Below are 16137 nucleotides of genomic sequence, written 5' to 3' on the forward strand. Positions count from 1 at the left end.
GCATCAAGCCTGAACCAGTTTAGCGCGGCCCCGCCGTACGTGTGCGCAAAATAGCCTTTGCCAGCTAGCGAAAACCCCGCTTTCCCAGGAGCCTGGGCGGCAGAAGGAACGTCGGTTGCCGATAATGCACAGATGAACACGCCGCACCCTCTTCCGCGCCCGCAGGTATTGGCCTTTGATATTTTCGGCACGGTGGTGGACTGGCACACCGGCATCGCGCGTGAAGTGCAGGCTCTACGTCCGGAAGGCCCGGAAGTGAACGGCGGCGAATTTGCGCTGGCCTGGCGCGCCGGTTACCGCCCGGCCATGGCCCGCGTCATGTCGGGCGAACTGGGCTGGACACTGATTGACGACCTGCACCGCTTGATTCTGGACGGCATCCTGCCGCAGTTTGGCCTGAGCGACCTCACCGAAGCGCAGAAGCAGCACCTGAACAAGGCCTGGCACCGGCTGGACCCGTGGCCCGATGTGCTGGCCGGCCTGTCGCGCCTGAAAACGCGCTACACCATTTGTACTCTTTCCAACGGCAACATCGGCCTGCTCACCAACATGGCCAAGCGTGCGGGCTTGCCATGGGACTGCATTTTGTCGGCCGAAGTCTTCAAGGCCTACAAGCCCGACCCCGCCACCTACCTGGGCGTGGCCCGGGTGTTTGACCTGGCGCCTGCCGAGGTGATGCTGGTCGCCGCCCATCAGGACGACCTGGCCGCCGCGCGCGCCTGCGGCCTGCAAACGGCTTACATCGAACGGCCTACAGAGATGGGTGCGGTGCATCCGAAAGATGTATCGCCCGACCCAGCAAACACCTGGCATGCCACGGACCTGCTGGCCCTGGCGGATCAACTGGGTTGTTGACCCTTTCTTTTGCTACATATTTGATAGCTACTTACGCCCGAATTACCTGGGCAAAACCGCATTTTCTTTATCAACCCGGCCCCGTGGGGCTTTACGAAGCGGTTTTTCTCTTCTGCTTGCCATGACACCCCTCGCACCTTCCCGTCTGATTCTTTTCAACAAGCCCTATGGCGTGTTGAGCCAATTCACACCCGAAGGGCGCTGGCGTGGGCTCAAGGAGTTCATCACACTGGCCGATGTGTATGTAGCCGGCCGGCTGGACGCCGACAGCGAAGGCCTGCTGCTGCTGACGAATGACGGCCAGCTGCAGGCGCGCATCAGCAGCCCGCGCTTCAAGATGGAGAAAACCTATTGGGTTCAGGTGGAAGGCCTGCCCGGTGAAGCCGCCCTGCAGACCCTGCGCGAAGGTGTGCAGCTCAAAGACGGGCTCACGCTGCCGGCGCGGGTGCGCCTGATGGCGGCGCCGGAGCTGGCCGAACGCGAGCCGCCGGTGCGTGTGCGGCAAAGCATTCCCACCGCATGGGTGGAGCTGGTGATTCGCGAGGGGCGCAACCGCCAGGTGCGCCGCATGACGGCGTCGGTGGGTTTTCCAACGCTTCGGCTCATACGCGCGGCCATTGGCGCCTTCAATCTGGACGGCCTGGCCTCAGGCACCTGGCGCGAAAGCACCGACGTTCAGGGCGCATCTTCTTCCAGCTCACTGGCGTTCAGGTAACGTTTGACGAGGTCAAAAAAGCGGTCGTAGAACGCATCAGACGTGATGGTTTCGCTGCCGACCTTGACCAGCGCATCATTGCTTGAGCTGAAGGGAAGCGAGACCGAACCTATCGCGCCCACCCCCACACTGGCGGAGTTGTTGCTTTTCTTGAGCGTGTAGCTGTCCTGCAGGGCCGTGACAAAACCGAGGCTGATCTTGCCGTTGGCGCTTTCCGGTGCACACACGACGCGAATGGCAATTTGCAGATGCGCCTCCGGCTCGGGCTGAAAACTTTTCTGCGCGTCAACCAGGTCTTTTCGGGCGGTATTGATGATGTAGCCCTGGCTAAGCAAGGCGCGGCGCGATGCCTCGCAGGTTTGCGCAGGCGTGGCGTCAAACAGGCGCGAGTACGTGGCCGTGGAACCAAACTGCTCCTGCAAGGGAAACTGCTTGATGGGCGGCGCACAGGCGGTGAGCAAGCCTGCCAGACTCAGAAGACACAGATAAGACGGCCGGATCAAAGTCAATGTGTTCACTCCTCTCGGAAGAAAAAGTTAAGGGGTGTTTTTGCCGCACGGCATGGCATGCTACATGCGAACGGGCTCGTATCCGCTACGCCAAATGCTACAGGAAGGGCGCGGCAGAGGTGTTACCAATTACCAGCAACTCGGAACAGGCTGCACACCAGGCAGATTGCGTGCAACCCGCACCAGGGGTTGCTGGCGGTCTATTGGTGTTTTTCAGGCCTTTGGCTAGAATTCGCAGGTGTGGGGGGGTAGCTCAGCTGGGAGAGCGCTGCGTTCGCAATGCAGAGGTCGGGAGTTCGATCCTCCTCCTCTCCACCACGCTTTTTTCACTACTCAGCCTGAGTTCTTGTCGTGCGAAAGCGGCGACGTTGCCGCGACACCGAGGGACTTCCCATGAAGAAGTGCATCGCAGCGTTTTTGCTGCTCTGGACTACGGTAGCCGTAGCCCAGCCCGCTTGCTTCAGCCCCGCGCAGGCCGCGGAACTGGTGTCCCACTTCTACGCCCGAACAGCAGCACCTGACTTGCCGCCGATGGATGCGGCTACAGGCGAATGCAGTCGACTGCAATACCAGAAGGCCCTGTCCCTGCGGCATGGCGCAGTCATCGGCTACAAAGTTGGCCTGACCAACGACACTATTCGCAGAGTGTTTCGGGCGGATGTTCCGCAATGGGGAACGCTCTATGAGGGCATGCTGCTACCGAATGGATCCGAAGTCAGCGCGTCGTTTGGCGCCCGGCCGACCGTGGAGGCGGATCTTCTGGTTCGCGTCAGCAGCACCGAAATCAACGCGGCTCAAACCATTGATGAAGTCATGAAGGCGTTGGATCAAGTCATTCCCTTCATCGAGTTGCCCGACATGCTCGTGAAGACCCCTCTCAAGCTGGACGCCCATTCTCTTGGCGCGATCAACCTGGCGGCGCGCCTGGGCATCATGGGCGTTCCGGTTGCTGTATCGCAAGAGCCCCAGCAACGTGCACGGCTGCAAGAGTCACTGGCCAGGATGAAGTTGGTCATGGCGGACGGCGCCGGCGTGACGCTTGGCGAGGGTGTCGGATCCGACCTGCTGGGCCATCCCCTGAACGCCGCGCTCTGGCTGGTGCGGGAGCTCAACCGCCAGGGGATTCGCGTGCAACCGGGGCAGTTTCTTTCACTTGGAACTTTCCCTCCTGTACAGCCGCCCAAAGCAGGCACACGATTCGTCGTGGACTACAAGGGGTTGGAAGGCTCCGCACCGGTTTGGGTGCAGTTCCGCCAGTAACGACACCGAGCGCTTCACCCATGCCCCACCCTCTTCGCCGCCAGCTTCTGCTGGGCTCTGCGGCCAGTGCCCTGTTGCTGGCCACAGGCTGCTCCAAATCTGCCAAGCCCAAGGTCAACACGCTTCCCAAAGAAGCCACCCTGCTCTGCCTGGGTGATTCACTGACCTTCGGCTTCGGCGCGGCAGCAGGCGCCGCTTACCCGCAGGTGCTGGAGCAACTCACCGGCCACGTGGTAAAGAATGCTGGCATCAACGGCGACACGGCCGAAGGCGCGCTTGCCCGGCTGCCGGACCTGCTGCAGGCCAACTCACCCGGCCTGGTGCTGGTGTCCATTGGCGGCAACGACTTCCTGCGCAAGATGGCGCCGGAGCGCACGCGGGCAGCGCTCACTTCGATCGTGCAAACGGCTGCGGCCAGCGCGCAGGTGGTGTTGATCGCGCAACCGCAACCGGTGCTGATGGCGCTGGTCACCGGCTCGCTGAAGGACCATGAAATTTATGCCGAGGTGGCCGGCCAGACCCATGTGCCGCTGTTTGAAGGCGGCTGGTCTTATGTGCTCTCGCGGCCTGAGCTGCGCTCGGACCAGGTCCATGCCAATGCCGAGGGCTACAAGGTGTTTGCCGAACGGCTGGCAGCCTGGTTGCGTGAAAAGAAATATGTGGCCTGATAGTGGCCGCTTCTCGCTATTAATTTCATAGCTGTTAGCGCCCGTATTTAAAGGGGAAACGGCTATGTTTCAACAAAGAAAAGCCACCAACCCTTGCGGGCTGACGGCTTCTTGGCCTGCCTGCAGTGTCGCAGGCATCGCGCTTAACCGCGGCCGTAGCGGCGGTCGTTGGTCAGCATGCGTTCGACGTCGTCGCGCAAGTTGGACAATTCATTGCGCAGCTGGCGGCGCTCCCGCTGGGTCACAACGCCGTCAGACTTGAAGGCAATTTCATGGCGCTCAATGTCGCGTTCGCGGCTGTGCAGCCTGCGCGCTTCACGCCGCGTGATATGGCCTGAACGCACGCCTTCGTCAATGCGCTGGCTGATCCGGTATTCCGTGCGGTCGATACCGTTGGTGCTGCCGCCCGCCTGTGTGGGCCGAACCACGTCGCGGTTGGCCATCATGCGCTCAACCTCGTCGCTGAGGGCTGCCACGTCGTTGCGCAGCGCTTGGCGCTCTTGCGGATTCACATTGCCGTTGGCCTTGAACTGGGACTCACGCGCGGCGATCTCCTGGTCGCGCCGGTACAGCATCTGGGCTTCTGAGGGTGTGATGTGACCCGACGCCAGCCCCTGCTGGATACGCGCGCCAATGGCCTGCTGTGTCTGGTCAATGCCCGGTGTGCTGGAGCCATGCTGCGCCATGACTGGAGCAAAACCCAGTCCGGCGAACAGGGCAGATGCCAACAAGGAAGTGGTCAACAGTTTCGATTTCATGAGGTTCTCCTGCTTTGCGGATGAATAACCAGCAACCCCATGAACAACTTGCGGTGGCTGGAACAGTTTCCAGGGTCGGCAAGCAGCTCGGGGGCTGCTTTCTGAATCGCTGCTTTTTAAGGGCTTGTCTGATTCAGTGAGGCCATTGTTGGCAGGGCTTTGTGAACGCCGTGTAAGCCAAACGGAGATTTACCCGGTATTTACCGCGCGACTGCAATCGTGTCCAGATGCGCGAAATTCTTCCTCATGCCACTGCGGCAGGGTTTAACTGGTAGTTGTCGAACTGGGGGCGTATCAGCGCCACCAGCATGGCCACCCCCACGTAAAGGCCTGTGAGCTGGGTAATTTCTATCAACGTTTCCTCGCTGAACTGCGCGCGGGCCTGTGCGTAGGTTTCATCACCCACCGGCGCCAGGCGCACCAGTGCGTCCACAAGGGCCATGGCCGCAAGCAGTGCCGGCGACCAGAGGTCTGGCGAAGGTTGCGCCGCACGTACGTCGTCAATCTGCGCCTGGCTCAGTCCCATGCGGGCCGAGATGGTTTGCACATGCAGGTTGAACTCGTAGTCGTTGCGGGTTGCCACACAGGTGCGCAGGATGATGGTTTCGCGCAGGTCTTTGGGCAGCACGCGCCGGTCAAGCAGGCCGGTCGGGCCGATCAGCCCGCTGTCAACCAGAAAGCCGAAGAGGCCGGCATTGCGCGCAACGCTCAAGAACAGCTGCGGCGCCGGCATGCCTGGTGGAAGCAGTTTGGCCATGTGCCCGGCCAACGGTTGTTCAAGAGGCTCAGGTACGGGAAGGATGCGGGAGGTTTGCATGAAGGGATCCTTTCGGGAAACAGGATTGAATCGTTTGCTTCTAAAAAAAAGCAAATTGATTTTGCCCCTGAATGCTTCTAAAATCAAAGCGTCCAGTCATGCTGGCGACAGATAACACACGGCAGGCAGATCACCGATGAACAAAAAGAGGAAGGCTTGATGAGCACACGCAGCGCAAAGGCTGGACCCAATCCCTACAAGGACGGCATCAATGCGGCGATTGATCTTTTTCATCGACGTTGGACCATGCGCATTCTCTGGGAGCTGCGCAGCGGGCCGGTGAACTTTCGCGCCTTGCAAACAGCATGTGCGGAAGTTTCCTCGTCAGTGCTCAATGTGCGGCTGGCTGAACTGCGCGAGGCCAGGCTGGTCGAACATGCCAGCGGCGAAGGTTATTCGCTGACGCGCTGGGGACAGGAACTGCTGGCGGCCATGGAGCCGCTGGTGCTGTGGGCGGGTCGCTGGCAAAAATCGCAGCGAAAACCGTGAGCTCTCAAGCCTCAGCTGCTGGCGCGCGGCACCGCTTCAAACACACCGCTCAGCAATTCCGGCAGCCTGTCGATGCGCATCTTGAAGCCACAGGCCTGGGCATGGCCGCCACCGCCCATGCTTTCGGCCAGGGCGATGCAGTCAAATCCGCGCTGGGAGCGCAGCCCGCCTTTGACGACACCCCCGGGCGCCACCGTCCACATCAGCGCAAAGGTGCCGCTCTTCTTTGAGAGAAGGTCACCCACCAGGCTGTGGAAGACGCCGGGCGCGTTGACCATCAGACCCTGCTGGCCGTTGAAAATAACGGGCTGCGCGCTTTCGGCAATGTCAGCGGCGAGCTTGCTGAACTTTTCGTCCATGGCCTGGCCGCGGGCCATGAAGGCCGCTACTTCGTCGGGGCTGAAAGAAGCAATCTCGGCCCAGCGGGAGAAGGTGACAGGCTCCATGTCGAGCGCCGCCAGAAACCCCGGGCTTTCGGGATAGCGCCAGACCCAGATGTCGCGGTCCTCGACGTAACGCACCAGATCAGGCAACGCCGTATCGGGGTGAAAAAACTCCCAGGCCAGGCGGGCACCGCATTTGTTCATGTCGAAATGCACAACACCGCAGCGGCAGGCAAAACCAGTGAGTTTTTCCGCCGCGCTCTTGTGGTGGTCCAGCATCACAAGTTTGGCCGCCCGCTCATCGATGCCGCGCAGGATATCGGCAGCAAATGAAAAGTCGAGGATGTACACCGCACGGCCGTCCAGCGGCGGCAGGTCGTCAACGGCGCGGATGTCGCCATGGTCCAGCCCGAGGTACTCGGCACTGTCTCCGTAATACAGCCAGGCCGCCAGGGCCGCTGCAAAACCGTCGGGGCAACCGCGCCCGTGGTACAGCACCAAGGGCCGGGGATCGTTCTTGTTGGGGGCAACCAGCAGTTGCAGGGGAAGAATGGTTTTCATGGCGCCTCGATTGTCGCCCGGCAGCAGACAGGCCTTCCACCCCAGCGCCGAACGGGGCCCGGACGAGGGCCGACCAGCGAGGACTGATCGCTTCATTTCCTCTCAATTGCTACTGAATACCTGCTGTTTGAGCGGCTCGTGGCGGCAAATTGATGGCTGGTGATGTGCGGTTTTTCCAATGGTGCACTGCCGCATCGGCGGCGCAGCGGGGGGGCCGGAAGCCTGATTGGAGGCCTTACACGAGGTTACCGCCCTCGCCTCATACACCGCTAAATTGAGGCTTGCGCCCACTCCAGATGAATTCACGTTTGTCTGCCCCCTTCATGACATTGACCGCGAACAACGAACTTTCCCGTGTGCACGCCGCGAGCCCCGTGCTGAAAAGCGGCCCCCAGCAAGCGGCCAACCCGGCCTATTGCGGTGCGGCCATGCAGACCAGAACCTGCTGTCCTGCCTGCCTGTCGGTGCCACTGACAGAGGTGTACCGCGAGCCGTACACAAGCGACGGCATCCAGAACTACCTGAAGACTCAGTACGAGGGCAATGCCTCGAGCACCGCAGATGATTGCCTGTATGTGTTGTCACGCTGCCAGCGCTGCGGCCTGAGTTTCCAGAAATACATTCCGGGTGACCCCTTCCTCGGCGAGATCTACAACAGCTGGGTGCCAGGAACCGACTTCGAACGCGAGCACCGCAACTACAGCCTGGAGGAGTACCGCTACCTGGCGGAGCAGGTGCAGTTTGTCATTCAGCATCTGGGCCGGCCGCCAGCCGCGGTGCGCATGCTGGACTTCGGCTTCGGCTGGGCACACTGGTCAAGAATGGCCATGGCCTATGGCTGCCGGGTGTCTGGCGTGGAGCTGTCACAGGAGCGGAGTGCGCACGGTCAATCCGTCGGCATAGAGCTTTTGACCCTTGAAGACCTGCCAGACCAGGCGTTTCACTTCATTCATACCGAGCAGGTGTTCGAACACCTGACAGAGCCCCGGGCTGTACTGGACCGGCTGGTGGCCGCACTGGCACCTGGCGGGCTCATCAAGATCAGCGTGCCGGACGCCGTGACCTCACTGAAAAAAATCGAAGGGGGACAAAGCTTCGGATCGCTTTCCGCCAACGACAAAATGCCCATTGCACCGCTTGAACATATCAACGCGTTCAGCCACGCCTCGCTGGTGGCTTTTGGCAAGGCGGCCGGCCTGCGGCCTGTTCGCCCCAGTTTTTACCGGCTCTACAACAGCGCCTCCGGGCTGCTTCAGTTGAAGAACCTGGCGCGTGTTCTTGCACGTCCGGTTTACAGGCACGTTTTCCCGCGCAATACCTTCGTCTATTTCGAACGGGCGCCGCAATAGGGATCCAGCGCCCGGCACATCACCCAGGGTGAATACATAGGCGCGAAGATGCGTGCAAAAGAAGCGGCCGGCCACGCTTGAGGTTGGGCCTTTTTTTGATCTTCAGTCAGCTATTGTTTTTATAGCTGTTGGCGCCCGAAAAACAAGGGCTGCGGCATTTTTTTACTTACAAAAATGCCACAGAACCTCATAACGGAGCCTGCATCAATTCCCACAGCCTGGAAGGTGACAAAGGCATTTGCAGGTGTTGTGCCTTGGCTGCCATGCCGCGGCGTGATAACGCGTCTGCCACGGCATTGACCACGGTGGGGCCGGCGCCTATGGTGCCCAGTTCCCCCACACCTTTGACGCCCAGCGGGTTGTTCAGGCAAGGTGTGGACTGGTCCATCTCGGTCTTGAATTGCGGTGCGTTATCGGCACGCGGCGCGGCGTAGTCCATCAGGCTGCCGGTCACCGGCTGGCCGGTTTCACGGTCATAAACCATGTGTTCGCACAGCGCCTGGCCGATGCCCTGCACCGCACCGCCGTCCAGCTGGCCGCGCACGATCATAGGGTTAACGACGCGCCCGACGTCATTGACCGACGCATAGGCCACCACCGCCACATGGCCGGTTTGCGGATCGACCTCAACCTCGCTGATATGGCAGCCGTTGGGCCAGGTCGGGCCCGCCACGGCGGTGGTTGAATCCACAAAAATCTGCCGGTCGCCCTGCCGCGCGGCCAGTTCAAAAAGGCCGATGCGCAAGTCGGTGCCCGCCACCGTGAAGTCGCCGCCCGCATAAACCACGTCCTCGGCGGCGGCCTCAAATTCTTTAGCCGCTAACTGTTTGCCCAGCGCAATCGCCTTGTCGGCGCCGGCGCGCACTGCCGAGCCGCCTGTGAACAGCGAACGCGAGCCGGCGCTGCCGAAACCGTTGCCGCGGTCGGTGTCACCCATCACCACGCGCACTTTGTCGGCGGATACGCCAAACGCGTCCACCACCAGCTGTGTCAACGTAGTTGCGATGCCCTGCCCCATGGCATTGACGGCGGTGAAAACCTCGATCACGCCGTTGGCCTTGATCTGCACGGTAACGGTTTCTTCAAGCGCGTTGCCACCCGTCCACTCCAGAAAAGTGGAAATGCCCAGGCCACGCATTTTTCCGCGCAAGGCCGACTCCGCCGCCCGGGTGCCAAAGCCACTCCAGTCGGCCAGCACCAGCGCCTGGTCCATCACCGACTCGAACTTGCCGGTGTCGTACACCTGGCCCATCGGGTTGGTGTAGGGCATTTGCGCAGGTTGAATGAAATTGCGTCGGCGCAATTCAATGCGGTCGATGCCGGTCTGGCGCGCGGCCTCGTCCATCAACCTTTCCATGATGAAGATGGCCTCGGGCCGGCCTGCACCGCGGTAGGCGCTGGTGGAGACGGTGTTGGTCAACACCGCCTGGAAATGAAAATCGACGGTCTGGATGTCGTACACGCTGGTCTGCACCCAGGGGCCGATCAACAGCTGAATGGCCACGCCCGCGCCGGTGGCATAAGCACCCACATTGGCCTTGGAAGCCAGACGCAGCGCCAGGATTTTCCCGTGCTCGTCGAGTGCCAGTTCGGCCCGGCTTTGCAGGTCGCGGCCATGGTAGGCAGAGACGAACTCCTCGCTGCGCTCTGCCACCCATTTCACCGGGCGCTGCAACACACGCGCGCAATAAGCGGCGGCAATGTCTTCAGGGTAGGCACTGGTCTTCATGCCGAAACCGCCGCCCACGTCGCCCACCACCACACGCACCTGCTCAGCCGCCATGCCCAGCGCGTCACACACCGAGTCGCGCACCCCCGTCGGCATTTGAGTACTCATGCGTATCGTCAGGCGCCGTGAGTCCTTGTCAAAAGCAGCCAGCACAGACCGCGGCTCCAGGCTGAGTGCCTGCAGGCGCTGGTTGACGATGTCGAGTTTCACCACGTGCCGCGCCCGGGCAAAAGCCACCGCCGTGGCCTCGATGCTGCCGTAGCGCGTTTCGGCGGCAATGTTGTCTGGCGCTTCGGGTGTGAGCGCCGGTGCCCCGGGTGCGGTGGCGTCGTTCAGGTCAACCACCATGGGCAGTTCGTCGTAATCCACCATCACCGCCTCGGCCGCGTCGCGCGCCTGCTGCAGTGTCTGTGCCACCACCGCCGCGACCGGCTCGCCCACGAAACGCACGAATTCATGCGCCAGCACGTGGCGCACCGGCGAAACACTGGCCGAACCGTCGGCGCGCTTGAAGCCAACGGAGCCAGGCATGGGCTTCACGCCGGCGGCCACCAGCTCGGCGCCGCTCACAACCTGGAGCACACCGGGCATGGCCCGCGCCGCCTGCATGTCTACCGACAGAATGCGTGCGTGCGGATAAGGAGAGCGCACAAAAAACAGGTGCGTTTGTTCAGCAGCGCTCACGTCGTCGGTGAACCGGCCGGCGCCGGCCAGCAGTGCGTCATCTTCCAGGCGGCGAACGGACTGCCCGCTGCCAAAGCGGGCGGGGTTGAGACTGGGGTTGGAGGTTTCGGTCAAAGCTTGGCTCACAGGTGCTCCTGAAACGGGCGCCGTTGCAAAAGAAAAAGGCCGCCCGGAGATATAGGTGATGGGTGATGGGTTGGTTCACTATAAATCGATTGGCCCGATCAGGCTTGTCCCGCTGGTGAAACCCCCGTGCGCGGCCCCCTCCGGCAAATGCCGGACAATGAGACCATGCCCCTACCTCCTCCCCCCACCCGCAAACACAGCAACAAGGCCAACAACGAACTTCTGGTCAAAGGCATCTTGCTGGCCATCATCGGGCTGGCCGTGCTGGTTTCCCCGCGGTTCATCACTTCGCCCGGCATGCAGGGCATTGTGGCCAATTCGTCACTGGTGGGATGGTTTTCGCTGGCGCTGGGCGCCGGCTTCCTCATCGCGTACGGCCGCAGGCGCCTGACAGGCAACACCGGCCCCTCCGGCCCGCTGTAAGCCGCAGGGCGCGTTGTAGGGCTCTGTCCTACGTTCGCGCAAAGCAATCCCCTGCGGCGGGTGCGCTGTCCGCGCAGGAAACTGGCAAGGTGACCTCAATGAACTTTGCCGCCGGCCCCCTGCGCGGCCCCACTGCCCCCCGAAGGAAGAAAGCCAGATTTTTTCCACCGGTAAAGGCGTACATCGTCGAAGACAACGCGCTGATCCGCAACAACCTGGTCGACACCCTGACCGAGCTGGCCGGTGTGCAAACCATTGGTTTCTCGGAAACCGAGCAGGACGCCTGCGCCTGGCTGGTGCAGCATCCGGCGGACTGGCAACTCCTGATCGTTGACCTTTTCCTGTTGCAGGGCAGCGGCCTTGGCGTGCTCAGGAACTGCGGCACACACAAGCCGGGGCAACGCGTGGTGGTGCTGTCCAACTACGCGACCGCCGAGATACGGCAACGCTGCATGGCTGTCGGCGCCGACGCCGTGTTCGACAAGTCAACGGAGCTGGACCAGTTTCTGGCCTTTTGCCGGCTGCATTGAGCCGTCAAATTTTCAGGCGGCGGTGCAAGCCTGAAAGCGTGAGGCCGTCAGCTTTCGCGCGGTGGGCGCGGAATCTTCTTGAAACGCACCAAGCGGTCGGTTTCTATCCGGTCTTTCTTCACCTGGCGCTCTGCATCAAGCAGCCTCCCTGCGGTCAGCCATTGGCCGAACTCTTCGGGCGTCTCCAGCGTGATGCGGCCGAGGGTGGCGGCGCGAAATTCGTAGATGACGATCTCGGCCGCTTTCTGCAGGTTGACACGTCCTTTGCTGAGCACGGCACCACGTTTGCGGCCTATCTCTTCGAGCAGCTGTTCGTCCGTGATGCCCGGAGGAAGTTCTACCTTGTAACGCGCCTGTAGCAAGGCGGGGTAGGCCTGAATCAGGTAATCGAGCAGTTCAAGCGCAACCTCTTCTTCGTTGAAGGCATTGCGCCCGATGGCGCCGCTGGCCGCCAGGTTGTAGCCGCTTTTGGCAACGATGATGCGCGGCCACAGCATGCCGGGCGTGTCCCACAAATAAAAACCATCGGCCAGCACAATGCGCTGCTCAAGCTTGGTGATGCCGGCCTCGTCACCGGTTTTGGTGGCGCGCTTGCCGGTGAGGGTGTTGATGAGGGTCGATTTTCCTACGTTGGGAATGCCGCAGATCAGCACCCGCATGGGCTTGACCATGCTGCCGCGGGTAGGCGCCAGGGCGTGGCAGGCGTCGATCAGGCGGCGCGCCGGTGTGGTTTCGCTAGCGTCCAGCGCAATGGCGCTGGTACCCGGCAGGCTGTTGTAATGCGCCAGCCACAGCGCGGTGCGCGCCGGGTCGGCCAGGTCCTGCTTGTTGAGCACCTTGAGGGCGGGCTTGGCGCCCGTGAGTTCAGCCAGCATGGGGTTGGCGCTGGAGCCGGGCAGGCGCGCGTCCAGCAGCTCAATGACCACATCAATTTCCTTGATGCGCTCACTGATGGCCTTTTTGGTCAGGTGCATGTGACCGGGGAACCACTGGATAGCCATCTTTTGAATATTCTTTCTCTGTACTTTTGGAACATACGCCGCCGCTGGAGCGCCAGGGCGCGTAACCGGCGCGAAACGGACATCCGCAGGCGAATTGTGAACCACCCGGCGGAGGGGTGGCAGGCAGGTGAAAGGTATCAGCGCCCCCGGAAGGACGGCGACGGGACCTTCAGGCGACCGCTGCCTCGTGGCTCGGTATGCCCAGGCGCTCGGCAGAGATGTACTGCTGGCGATAGATTTCGAAGGGCATGGTGTCGGCCGCTTCTATCTTCTTCTGCTCGGCAATGGACTGCTTCGTGAGTGCCTCGAAGGCAGCCTGCTGGTCGCTGGAAAATGGCAGGCCGAGCAGCGCCTCCTTGGTGCGGGCAGATTGCGCACGCACGAAACCCACAAAGGAGTTGCCGTGGTCTTTTTCCATCGCTGCCAGCACGCGGGCCGACGGCAGGCTGGCAGGGTTGAGCAGCGCCGCTTCTGCGGCAACCAGCGTCTCGCTGTAGGCGGTGCCGCCGTGCACTGCATCCAGCGCCGCGGCAATCGGTGCGCATTGCGCCAAAACTTCCGCGCCCCATGACGTCAAAGGCACTTCCTTGCCCGCGCGCTTGAGCAAAAGCCCGGGCTGCCGGCCGCGCGCTGCGGTGTGGTGCTGGTTGTGCTTGAGCTCGGCAATTTCCTGCGGGGTATCAGGCGGGCTGTCGCTGAGCAGGCAGTGCAGCAGGAATACGTCGAGAAAACGCATGGTCTGGGCATTGATGCCGACGGGCTCGAACGGGTCCAGATCCATCAGGCGCACTTCGATGTATTCGACGCCGCGCTCGCGCAGCGCATGCAAGGGCCGCTCGCCCGGGAAAATCACACGCTTGGGGCGGATGGTGCCGTAGAACTCGTTTTCGATCTGCAGCAGCGTGGAGCCCAGCTGGTTGTAGTCGCCGCCGGGGTTCTGGATGCCCACCGCTTCGTAGGCCGGATAGGGCCGCGTCAACGCGTCCTGCAGGGAAGCGCCATAACCGTCGAGGCTGTTGTAGCTCACGGCCAGCGAGGCCTGGGCGTCGCTCTGGTAACCCAGGCGACCCATGCGCAAGGAGGTGCCGTGCGGCATGTACATGGTGCTGTCGGACAGGGACTGCAGCTCGTGCTGGCGCCCGGCGACGAAGGAGGAACACACGGCCGGCGAGGCGCCGAACAGGTAGAGCAGCAAAAAAGCCTGGCGGCGAAAATTCCGGATCAGCGAAAAATACTGCTCGCTGCTCACCTCCGGCAACGACCAGTTGTAGTGAATGCCCGAAATGGTCTGCATGCGCCGGCCGTAGCGGTGCGACAGGCCCATGCGGTAAACACTTTTCGCGCGCCCGACATTGGACGAGCCGAAGCGCGCAATGGGAATGGTCTCGTCGGTCGGCAGGCCGCAAGGCATGCTGGAGACCCAGAGCATTTCATCGCCCAGCGCCTGCATGGCGCGGTAGGTGAACTGATGGATTTGCGTAAGCTCGCGCAGCGCGGCGTCCGCGCCGTCGGCCAGGCCCTTGTGCGCCCCCGTGACCAGCTCGACCTGCGACTCGCTGAAATCGGTGGTGATGCAGGGGTGCGTCAGGGCCGAGCCCAGCGCAGCCGGATGCGGTGTCAGGGCCAGCGCGCCGCCTGGCTGCGCGCGCAGGCTTTCCTTTTCAATGCCGCGACGCATGCCTTTCAGCCTGGCGGGGCCGAGCGCCTTAAGGCGGTCTCCCAAAAGCGCGGCGCGGCGCGCATGCAAGCTGTTCATAACTTCTTCCCTCAGAATCTTTCGTGGCGTGCAAGGTATCACAGGCCGCGCTTGTTTGCAGGCGGGGTGGCGCGGCGGGAAGCCCCCACGCACAGCCCGGTAAGTTGCACTTTTTCTATCTTGCGCCGGTTGCTATATTTTCAATAGCTGGCACCGCCCGTACGGAAAGGGCTGGAGTCCCATTGAATGAGAAAAATCGGCCAGGCGGTGCCGCCGGACATCCACGGAGGCCCTGCCCAACCCTGGGAAAGCCCTTACGGCAGCCGGGCCCGCCGCAACACGTTAGGCAGCAGGCTGGGCCAACACGCCAAGCAGCCACTGGTTCATGTCCGCAATTTCCTCCATGCAGACGGAATGCTCCATATCGTAGGCATGCCAATCAACCGGGTAGCCCTGGGTGGTCAATGCGTCGCGTGTCGCCGTGGCCGCAGCCAGCGGCACCACGTCGTCGCGTTTGCCATGGGCCAGGAAAACCGGCAAGCCTTCGTTAGCGGCACTGCGCTCGGCGGCCAGGGTGTGGGCCAGGGGCAAATAGCCGGACAGCCCCATGATGCCAGCCAGACGCTCGGGATAACGCAGGCCCGCCATCAGGGCCATGGCGCAGCCCTGGGAAAAACCGGCCACCACGATGCGGTTGGCCGGCATGCCGCGCGAGGTTTCGCGCTCTATCAGCTTGTTCACAGCGGCCTGGGTCTGGCGCATGCCTTTTTCGTCCTGGCCGGCTGTCAGGTCGGCGCCCAGGATGTCGTACCAGGCCGGCATCTGGTAGCCGCCGTTGATGGTGACGGGAAGTATCGGCGCATTGGGAAACAGGAAGCGCACCGGCCCCACGCTGGACAGATCCAGCTGCTCGGCCACCGGCACAAAATCGCGGCCGTCGGCACCCAGGCCGTGCATGATCAAAATGGTGGCGACGGGCTGCTCGCCCGTCTGGGCTTCAATAACTTCAAGAGACATGCGTGAACCCGGTCGGATGAAACCCCTGATTCTATGAGCAGGCCCCGCCGCATGGTCCGAACGGGCGTTTCCAGGGCACCCGGCACCTGAGGGCAAGTGCGCTTGCGGGCGGTGGCGGGATGTTGCTAGCATTTGCCGTCAGCATTTTCTGACGCGCACTGGAGGTTCGAATGAAGCTCATCCTTGCTGCCGCGGCATTGACCGCCTCGTCACTGGCCTTCGCCCACAACTGCCCGAACGAGATGAAAGCCATTGACGCCAAACTCTCGACCAAGCCTTCGCTTTCCGCCGCCGACATGAGCAAGGTCAAATCCCTGCGTGCCGACGGAGAGAAGTTTCACAAGGAAGGCAAGCACGACGACTCGATGAAAGCCCTGGGCGGCGCCAAAAAACTGCTGGGCATTTGAGTTCAGGGCCTTTGCGTTAAACAGGTCGGATTTCTTGTCAATAGCTGGCTATTGACAAGAAATTCAACGCAGCGGACCGCCCGAGCCCGGATGATCGCGCGCCGCAGGGGACTTGTTCAGCGCTTCCTTAGCTGCCCCGTGCCGACCACACCCCCTCCCC

General features: G+C 62.1%; 17 protein-coding genes and 1 tRNA gene. 10 read left to right on the forward strand and 8 right to left on the reverse strand.

Features of this window, described 5'->3' with window-relative positions; genetic code table 11:
* Positions 1 to 132 precede the first annotated feature (132 nt).
* Complete coding sequence (locus B0B52_RS15970) at positions 133 to 855, forward strand: haloacid dehalogenase type II (RefSeq protein ID WP_077594653.1); 723 nt, start codon at positions 133 to 135, stop codon at positions 853 to 855.
* A gap of 121 nt (positions 856 to 976) precedes the next feature.
* Positions 977 to 1570, forward strand: a complete 594-nt coding sequence (locus B0B52_RS15975) for a pseudouridine synthase (protein WP_077594654.1) — start codon at positions 977 to 979, stop codon at positions 1568 to 1570.
* On the opposite strand, the gene B0B52_RS15980 is transcribed toward B0B52_RS15975, so the two are convergent.
* Positions 1531 to 2079 (reverse strand): DUF2242 domain-containing protein, encoded by a 549-nt coding sequence (locus tag B0B52_RS15980; RefSeq protein WP_371327405.1) that lies wholly within the window; start codon positions 2077 to 2079, stop codon positions 1531 to 1533. The two genes, B0B52_RS15975 and B0B52_RS15980, sit on opposite strands and share 40 nt — an antisense overlap.
* 242 nt (positions 2080 to 2321) lie before the next feature.
* Between B0B52_RS15980 and B0B52_RS15985 the strand changes: the two genes are divergently transcribed.
* The 3 genes from B0B52_RS15985 (at position 2322) to B0B52_RS15995 (ending at position 4007) form a co-directional block, all read left to right on the forward strand.
* Positions 2322 to 2397: transfer RNA gene (locus tag B0B52_RS15985), tRNA-Ala, on the forward strand.
* A 75-nt stretch (positions 2398 to 2472) separates the two neighbouring features.
* The gene (locus B0B52_RS15990; protein WP_077594655.1) at positions 2473 to 3339 is read left to right on the forward strand and encodes a 2-keto-4-pentenoate hydratase; all 867 of its coding nucleotides are present in this window, start codon (positions 2473 to 2475) and stop codon (positions 3337 to 3339) included.
* Positions 3340 to 3359: 20 nt separating this feature from the next.
* A complete protein-coding gene (locus B0B52_RS15995; protein ID WP_077594656.1) occupies positions 3360 to 4007 on the forward strand; it encodes a GDSL-type esterase/lipase family protein in 648 nt (215 codons plus the stop codon).
* A gap of 143 nt (positions 4008 to 4150) precedes the next feature.
* Here B0B52_RS15995 and B0B52_RS16000 read toward each other — a convergent pair whose 3' ends face one another.
* Positions 4151 to 4765 carry a hypothetical protein gene (locus B0B52_RS16000; RefSeq protein WP_077594657.1) on the reverse strand — a complete coding sequence of 205 codons (615 nt, stop codon included), beginning with the start codon at positions 4763 to 4765 and terminating at the stop codon, positions 4151 to 4153.
* A gap of 244 nt (positions 4766 to 5009) precedes the next feature.
* Positions 5010 to 5582, reverse strand: a complete 573-nt coding sequence (locus B0B52_RS16005; protein ID WP_077594658.1) for a carboxymuconolactone decarboxylase family protein — start codon at positions 5580 to 5582, stop codon at positions 5010 to 5012.
* Positions 5583 to 5741: 159 nt separating this feature from the next.
* On the opposite strand from B0B52_RS16005, the gene B0B52_RS16010 reads away from it, so the two are divergent.
* Positions 5742 to 6071, forward strand: a complete 330-nt coding sequence (locus B0B52_RS16010; protein ID WP_077594659.1) for a helix-turn-helix domain-containing protein — start codon at positions 5742 to 5744, stop codon at positions 6069 to 6071.
* Positions 6072 to 6082: 11 nt separating this feature from the next.
* Here the strand turns inward: B0B52_RS16010 and B0B52_RS16015 are convergent, their stop codons facing one another.
* Entirely contained in the window at positions 6083 to 7015 is a 933-nt protein-coding gene (locus B0B52_RS16015; RefSeq protein WP_077594660.1) for a DHH family phosphoesterase, read from the reverse strand.
* A gap of 323 nt (positions 7016 to 7338) precedes the next feature.
* Here B0B52_RS16015 and B0B52_RS16020 point away from each other — a divergent pair, with 323 nt between their 5' ends.
* The gene (locus B0B52_RS16020) at positions 7339 to 8364 is read left to right on the forward strand and encodes a bifunctional 2-polyprenyl-6-hydroxyphenol methylase/3-demethylubiquinol 3-O-methyltransferase UbiG (protein WP_254425733.1); all 1026 of its coding nucleotides are present in this window, start codon (positions 7339 to 7341) and stop codon (positions 8362 to 8364) included.
* A 187-nt stretch (positions 8365 to 8551) separates the two neighbouring features.
* On the opposite strand, the gene B0B52_RS16025 is transcribed toward B0B52_RS16020, so the two are convergent.
* Positions 8552 to 10903, reverse strand: a complete 2352-nt coding sequence (locus B0B52_RS16025; RefSeq protein WP_254425734.1) for a xanthine dehydrogenase family protein molybdopterin-binding subunit — start codon at positions 10901 to 10903, stop codon at positions 8552 to 8554.
* Between the two features lie 165 nt (positions 10904 to 11068).
* Between B0B52_RS16025 and B0B52_RS16030 the strand changes: the two genes are divergently transcribed.
* Entirely contained in the window at positions 11069 to 11326 is a 258-nt protein-coding gene (locus tag B0B52_RS16030; protein ID WP_077594674.1) for a hypothetical protein, read from the forward strand.
* Positions 11327 to 11424: 98 nt separating this feature from the next.
* Positions 11425 to 11856, forward strand: a complete 432-nt coding sequence (locus tag B0B52_RS16035; protein ID WP_077594661.1) for a response regulator — start codon at positions 11425 to 11427, stop codon at positions 11854 to 11856.
* A gap of 47 nt (positions 11857 to 11903) precedes the next feature.
* On the opposite strand, the gene ylqF is transcribed toward B0B52_RS16035, so the two are convergent.
* The 3 genes from ylqF to B0B52_RS16050 form a co-directional block, all read right to left on the reverse strand.
* Positions 11904 to 12857, reverse strand: coding sequence for a ribosome biogenesis GTPase YlqF (gene ylqF, locus B0B52_RS16040; RefSeq protein ID WP_077594662.1), 954 nt, complete (start codon positions 12855 to 12857; stop codon positions 11904 to 11906).
* A gap of 169 nt (positions 12858 to 13026) precedes the next feature.
* The gene (gshA, locus tag B0B52_RS16045; RefSeq protein WP_077594663.1) at positions 13027 to 14613 is read right to left on the reverse strand and encodes a glutamate--cysteine ligase; all 1587 of its coding nucleotides are present in this window, start codon (positions 14611 to 14613) and stop codon (positions 13027 to 13029) included.
* Positions 14614 to 14895: 282 nt separating this feature from the next.
* The gene (locus tag B0B52_RS16050) at positions 14896 to 15570 is read right to left on the reverse strand and encodes an alpha/beta hydrolase (protein WP_077594664.1); all 675 of its coding nucleotides are present in this window, start codon (positions 15568 to 15570) and stop codon (positions 14896 to 14898) included.
* 170 nt (positions 15571 to 15740) lie between these two features.
* Between B0B52_RS16050 and B0B52_RS16055 the strand changes: the two genes are divergently transcribed.
* On the forward strand, positions 15741 to 15977 hold the full coding sequence (locus B0B52_RS16055; RefSeq protein ID WP_077594665.1) for a hypothetical protein: 237 nt from the start codon (positions 15741 to 15743) through the stop codon (positions 15975 to 15977).
* The last annotated feature ends 160 nt before the right edge of the window (positions 15978 to 16137 follow it).

Source organism: Polaromonas sp. A23 (assembly GCF_002001015.1).
Classification (GTDB): domain Bacteria; phylum Pseudomonadota; class Gammaproteobacteria; order Burkholderiales; family Burkholderiaceae_C; genus Polaromonas.

Bases quoted from the DNA above. Each gene is read 5' to 3' on its own strand.
- B0B52_RS15970 (WP_077594653.1), top strand. From the start codon at position 133: ATGAACACGCCGCACCCTCTTCCGCGCCCGCAGGTATTGGCCTTTGAT.
- B0B52_RS15975 (WP_077594654.1), top strand. From the start codon at position 977: ATGACACCCCTCGCACCTTCCCGTCTGATTCTTTTCAACAAGCCCTAT.
- B0B52_RS15990 (WP_077594655.1), top strand. From the start codon at position 2,473: ATGAAGAAGTGCATCGCAGCGTTTTTGCTGCTCTGGACTACGGTAGCC.
- B0B52_RS15995 (WP_077594656.1), top strand. From the start codon at position 3,360: ATGCCCCACCCTCTTCGCCGCCAGCTTCTGCTGGGCTCTGCGGCCAGT.
- B0B52_RS16000 (WP_077594657.1), bottom strand. From the start codon at position 4,765: ATGAAATCGAAACTGTTGACCACTTCCTTGTTGGCATCTGCCCTGTTC.
- B0B52_RS16005 (WP_077594658.1), bottom strand. From the start codon at position 5,582: ATGCAAACCTCCCGCATCCTTCCCGTACCTGAGCCTCTTGAACAACCG.
- B0B52_RS16010 (WP_077594659.1), top strand. From the start codon at position 5,742: ATGAGCACACGCAGCGCAAAGGCTGGACCCAATCCCTACAAGGACGGC.
- B0B52_RS16015 (WP_077594660.1), bottom strand. From the start codon at position 7,015: ATGAAAACCATTCTTCCCCTGCAACTGCTGGTTGCCCCCAACAAGAAC.
- B0B52_RS16020 (WP_254425733.1), top strand. From the start codon at position 7,339: ATGACATTGACCGCGAACAACGAACTTTCCCGTGTGCACGCCGCGAGC.
- B0B52_RS16030 (WP_077594674.1), top strand. From the start codon at position 11,069: ATGCCCCTACCTCCTCCCCCCACCCGCAAACACAGCAACAAGGCCAAC.
- B0B52_RS16035 (WP_077594661.1), top strand. From the start codon at position 11,425: ATGAACTTTGCCGCCGGCCCCCTGCGCGGCCCCACTGCCCCCCGAAGG.
- ylqF (WP_077594662.1), bottom strand. From the start codon at position 12,857: ATGGCTATCCAGTGGTTCCCCGGTCACATGCACCTGACCAAAAAGGCC.
- gshA (WP_077594663.1), bottom strand. From the start codon at position 14,613: ATGAACAGCTTGCATGCGCGCCGCGCCGCGCTTTTGGGAGACCGCCTT.
- B0B52_RS16050 (WP_077594664.1), bottom strand. From the start codon at position 15,570: ATGTCTCTTGAAGTTATTGAAGCCCAGACGGGCGAGCAGCCCGTCGCC.
- B0B52_RS16055 (WP_077594665.1), top strand. From the start codon at position 15,741: ATGAAGCTCATCCTTGCTGCCGCGGCATTGACCGCCTCGTCACTGGCC.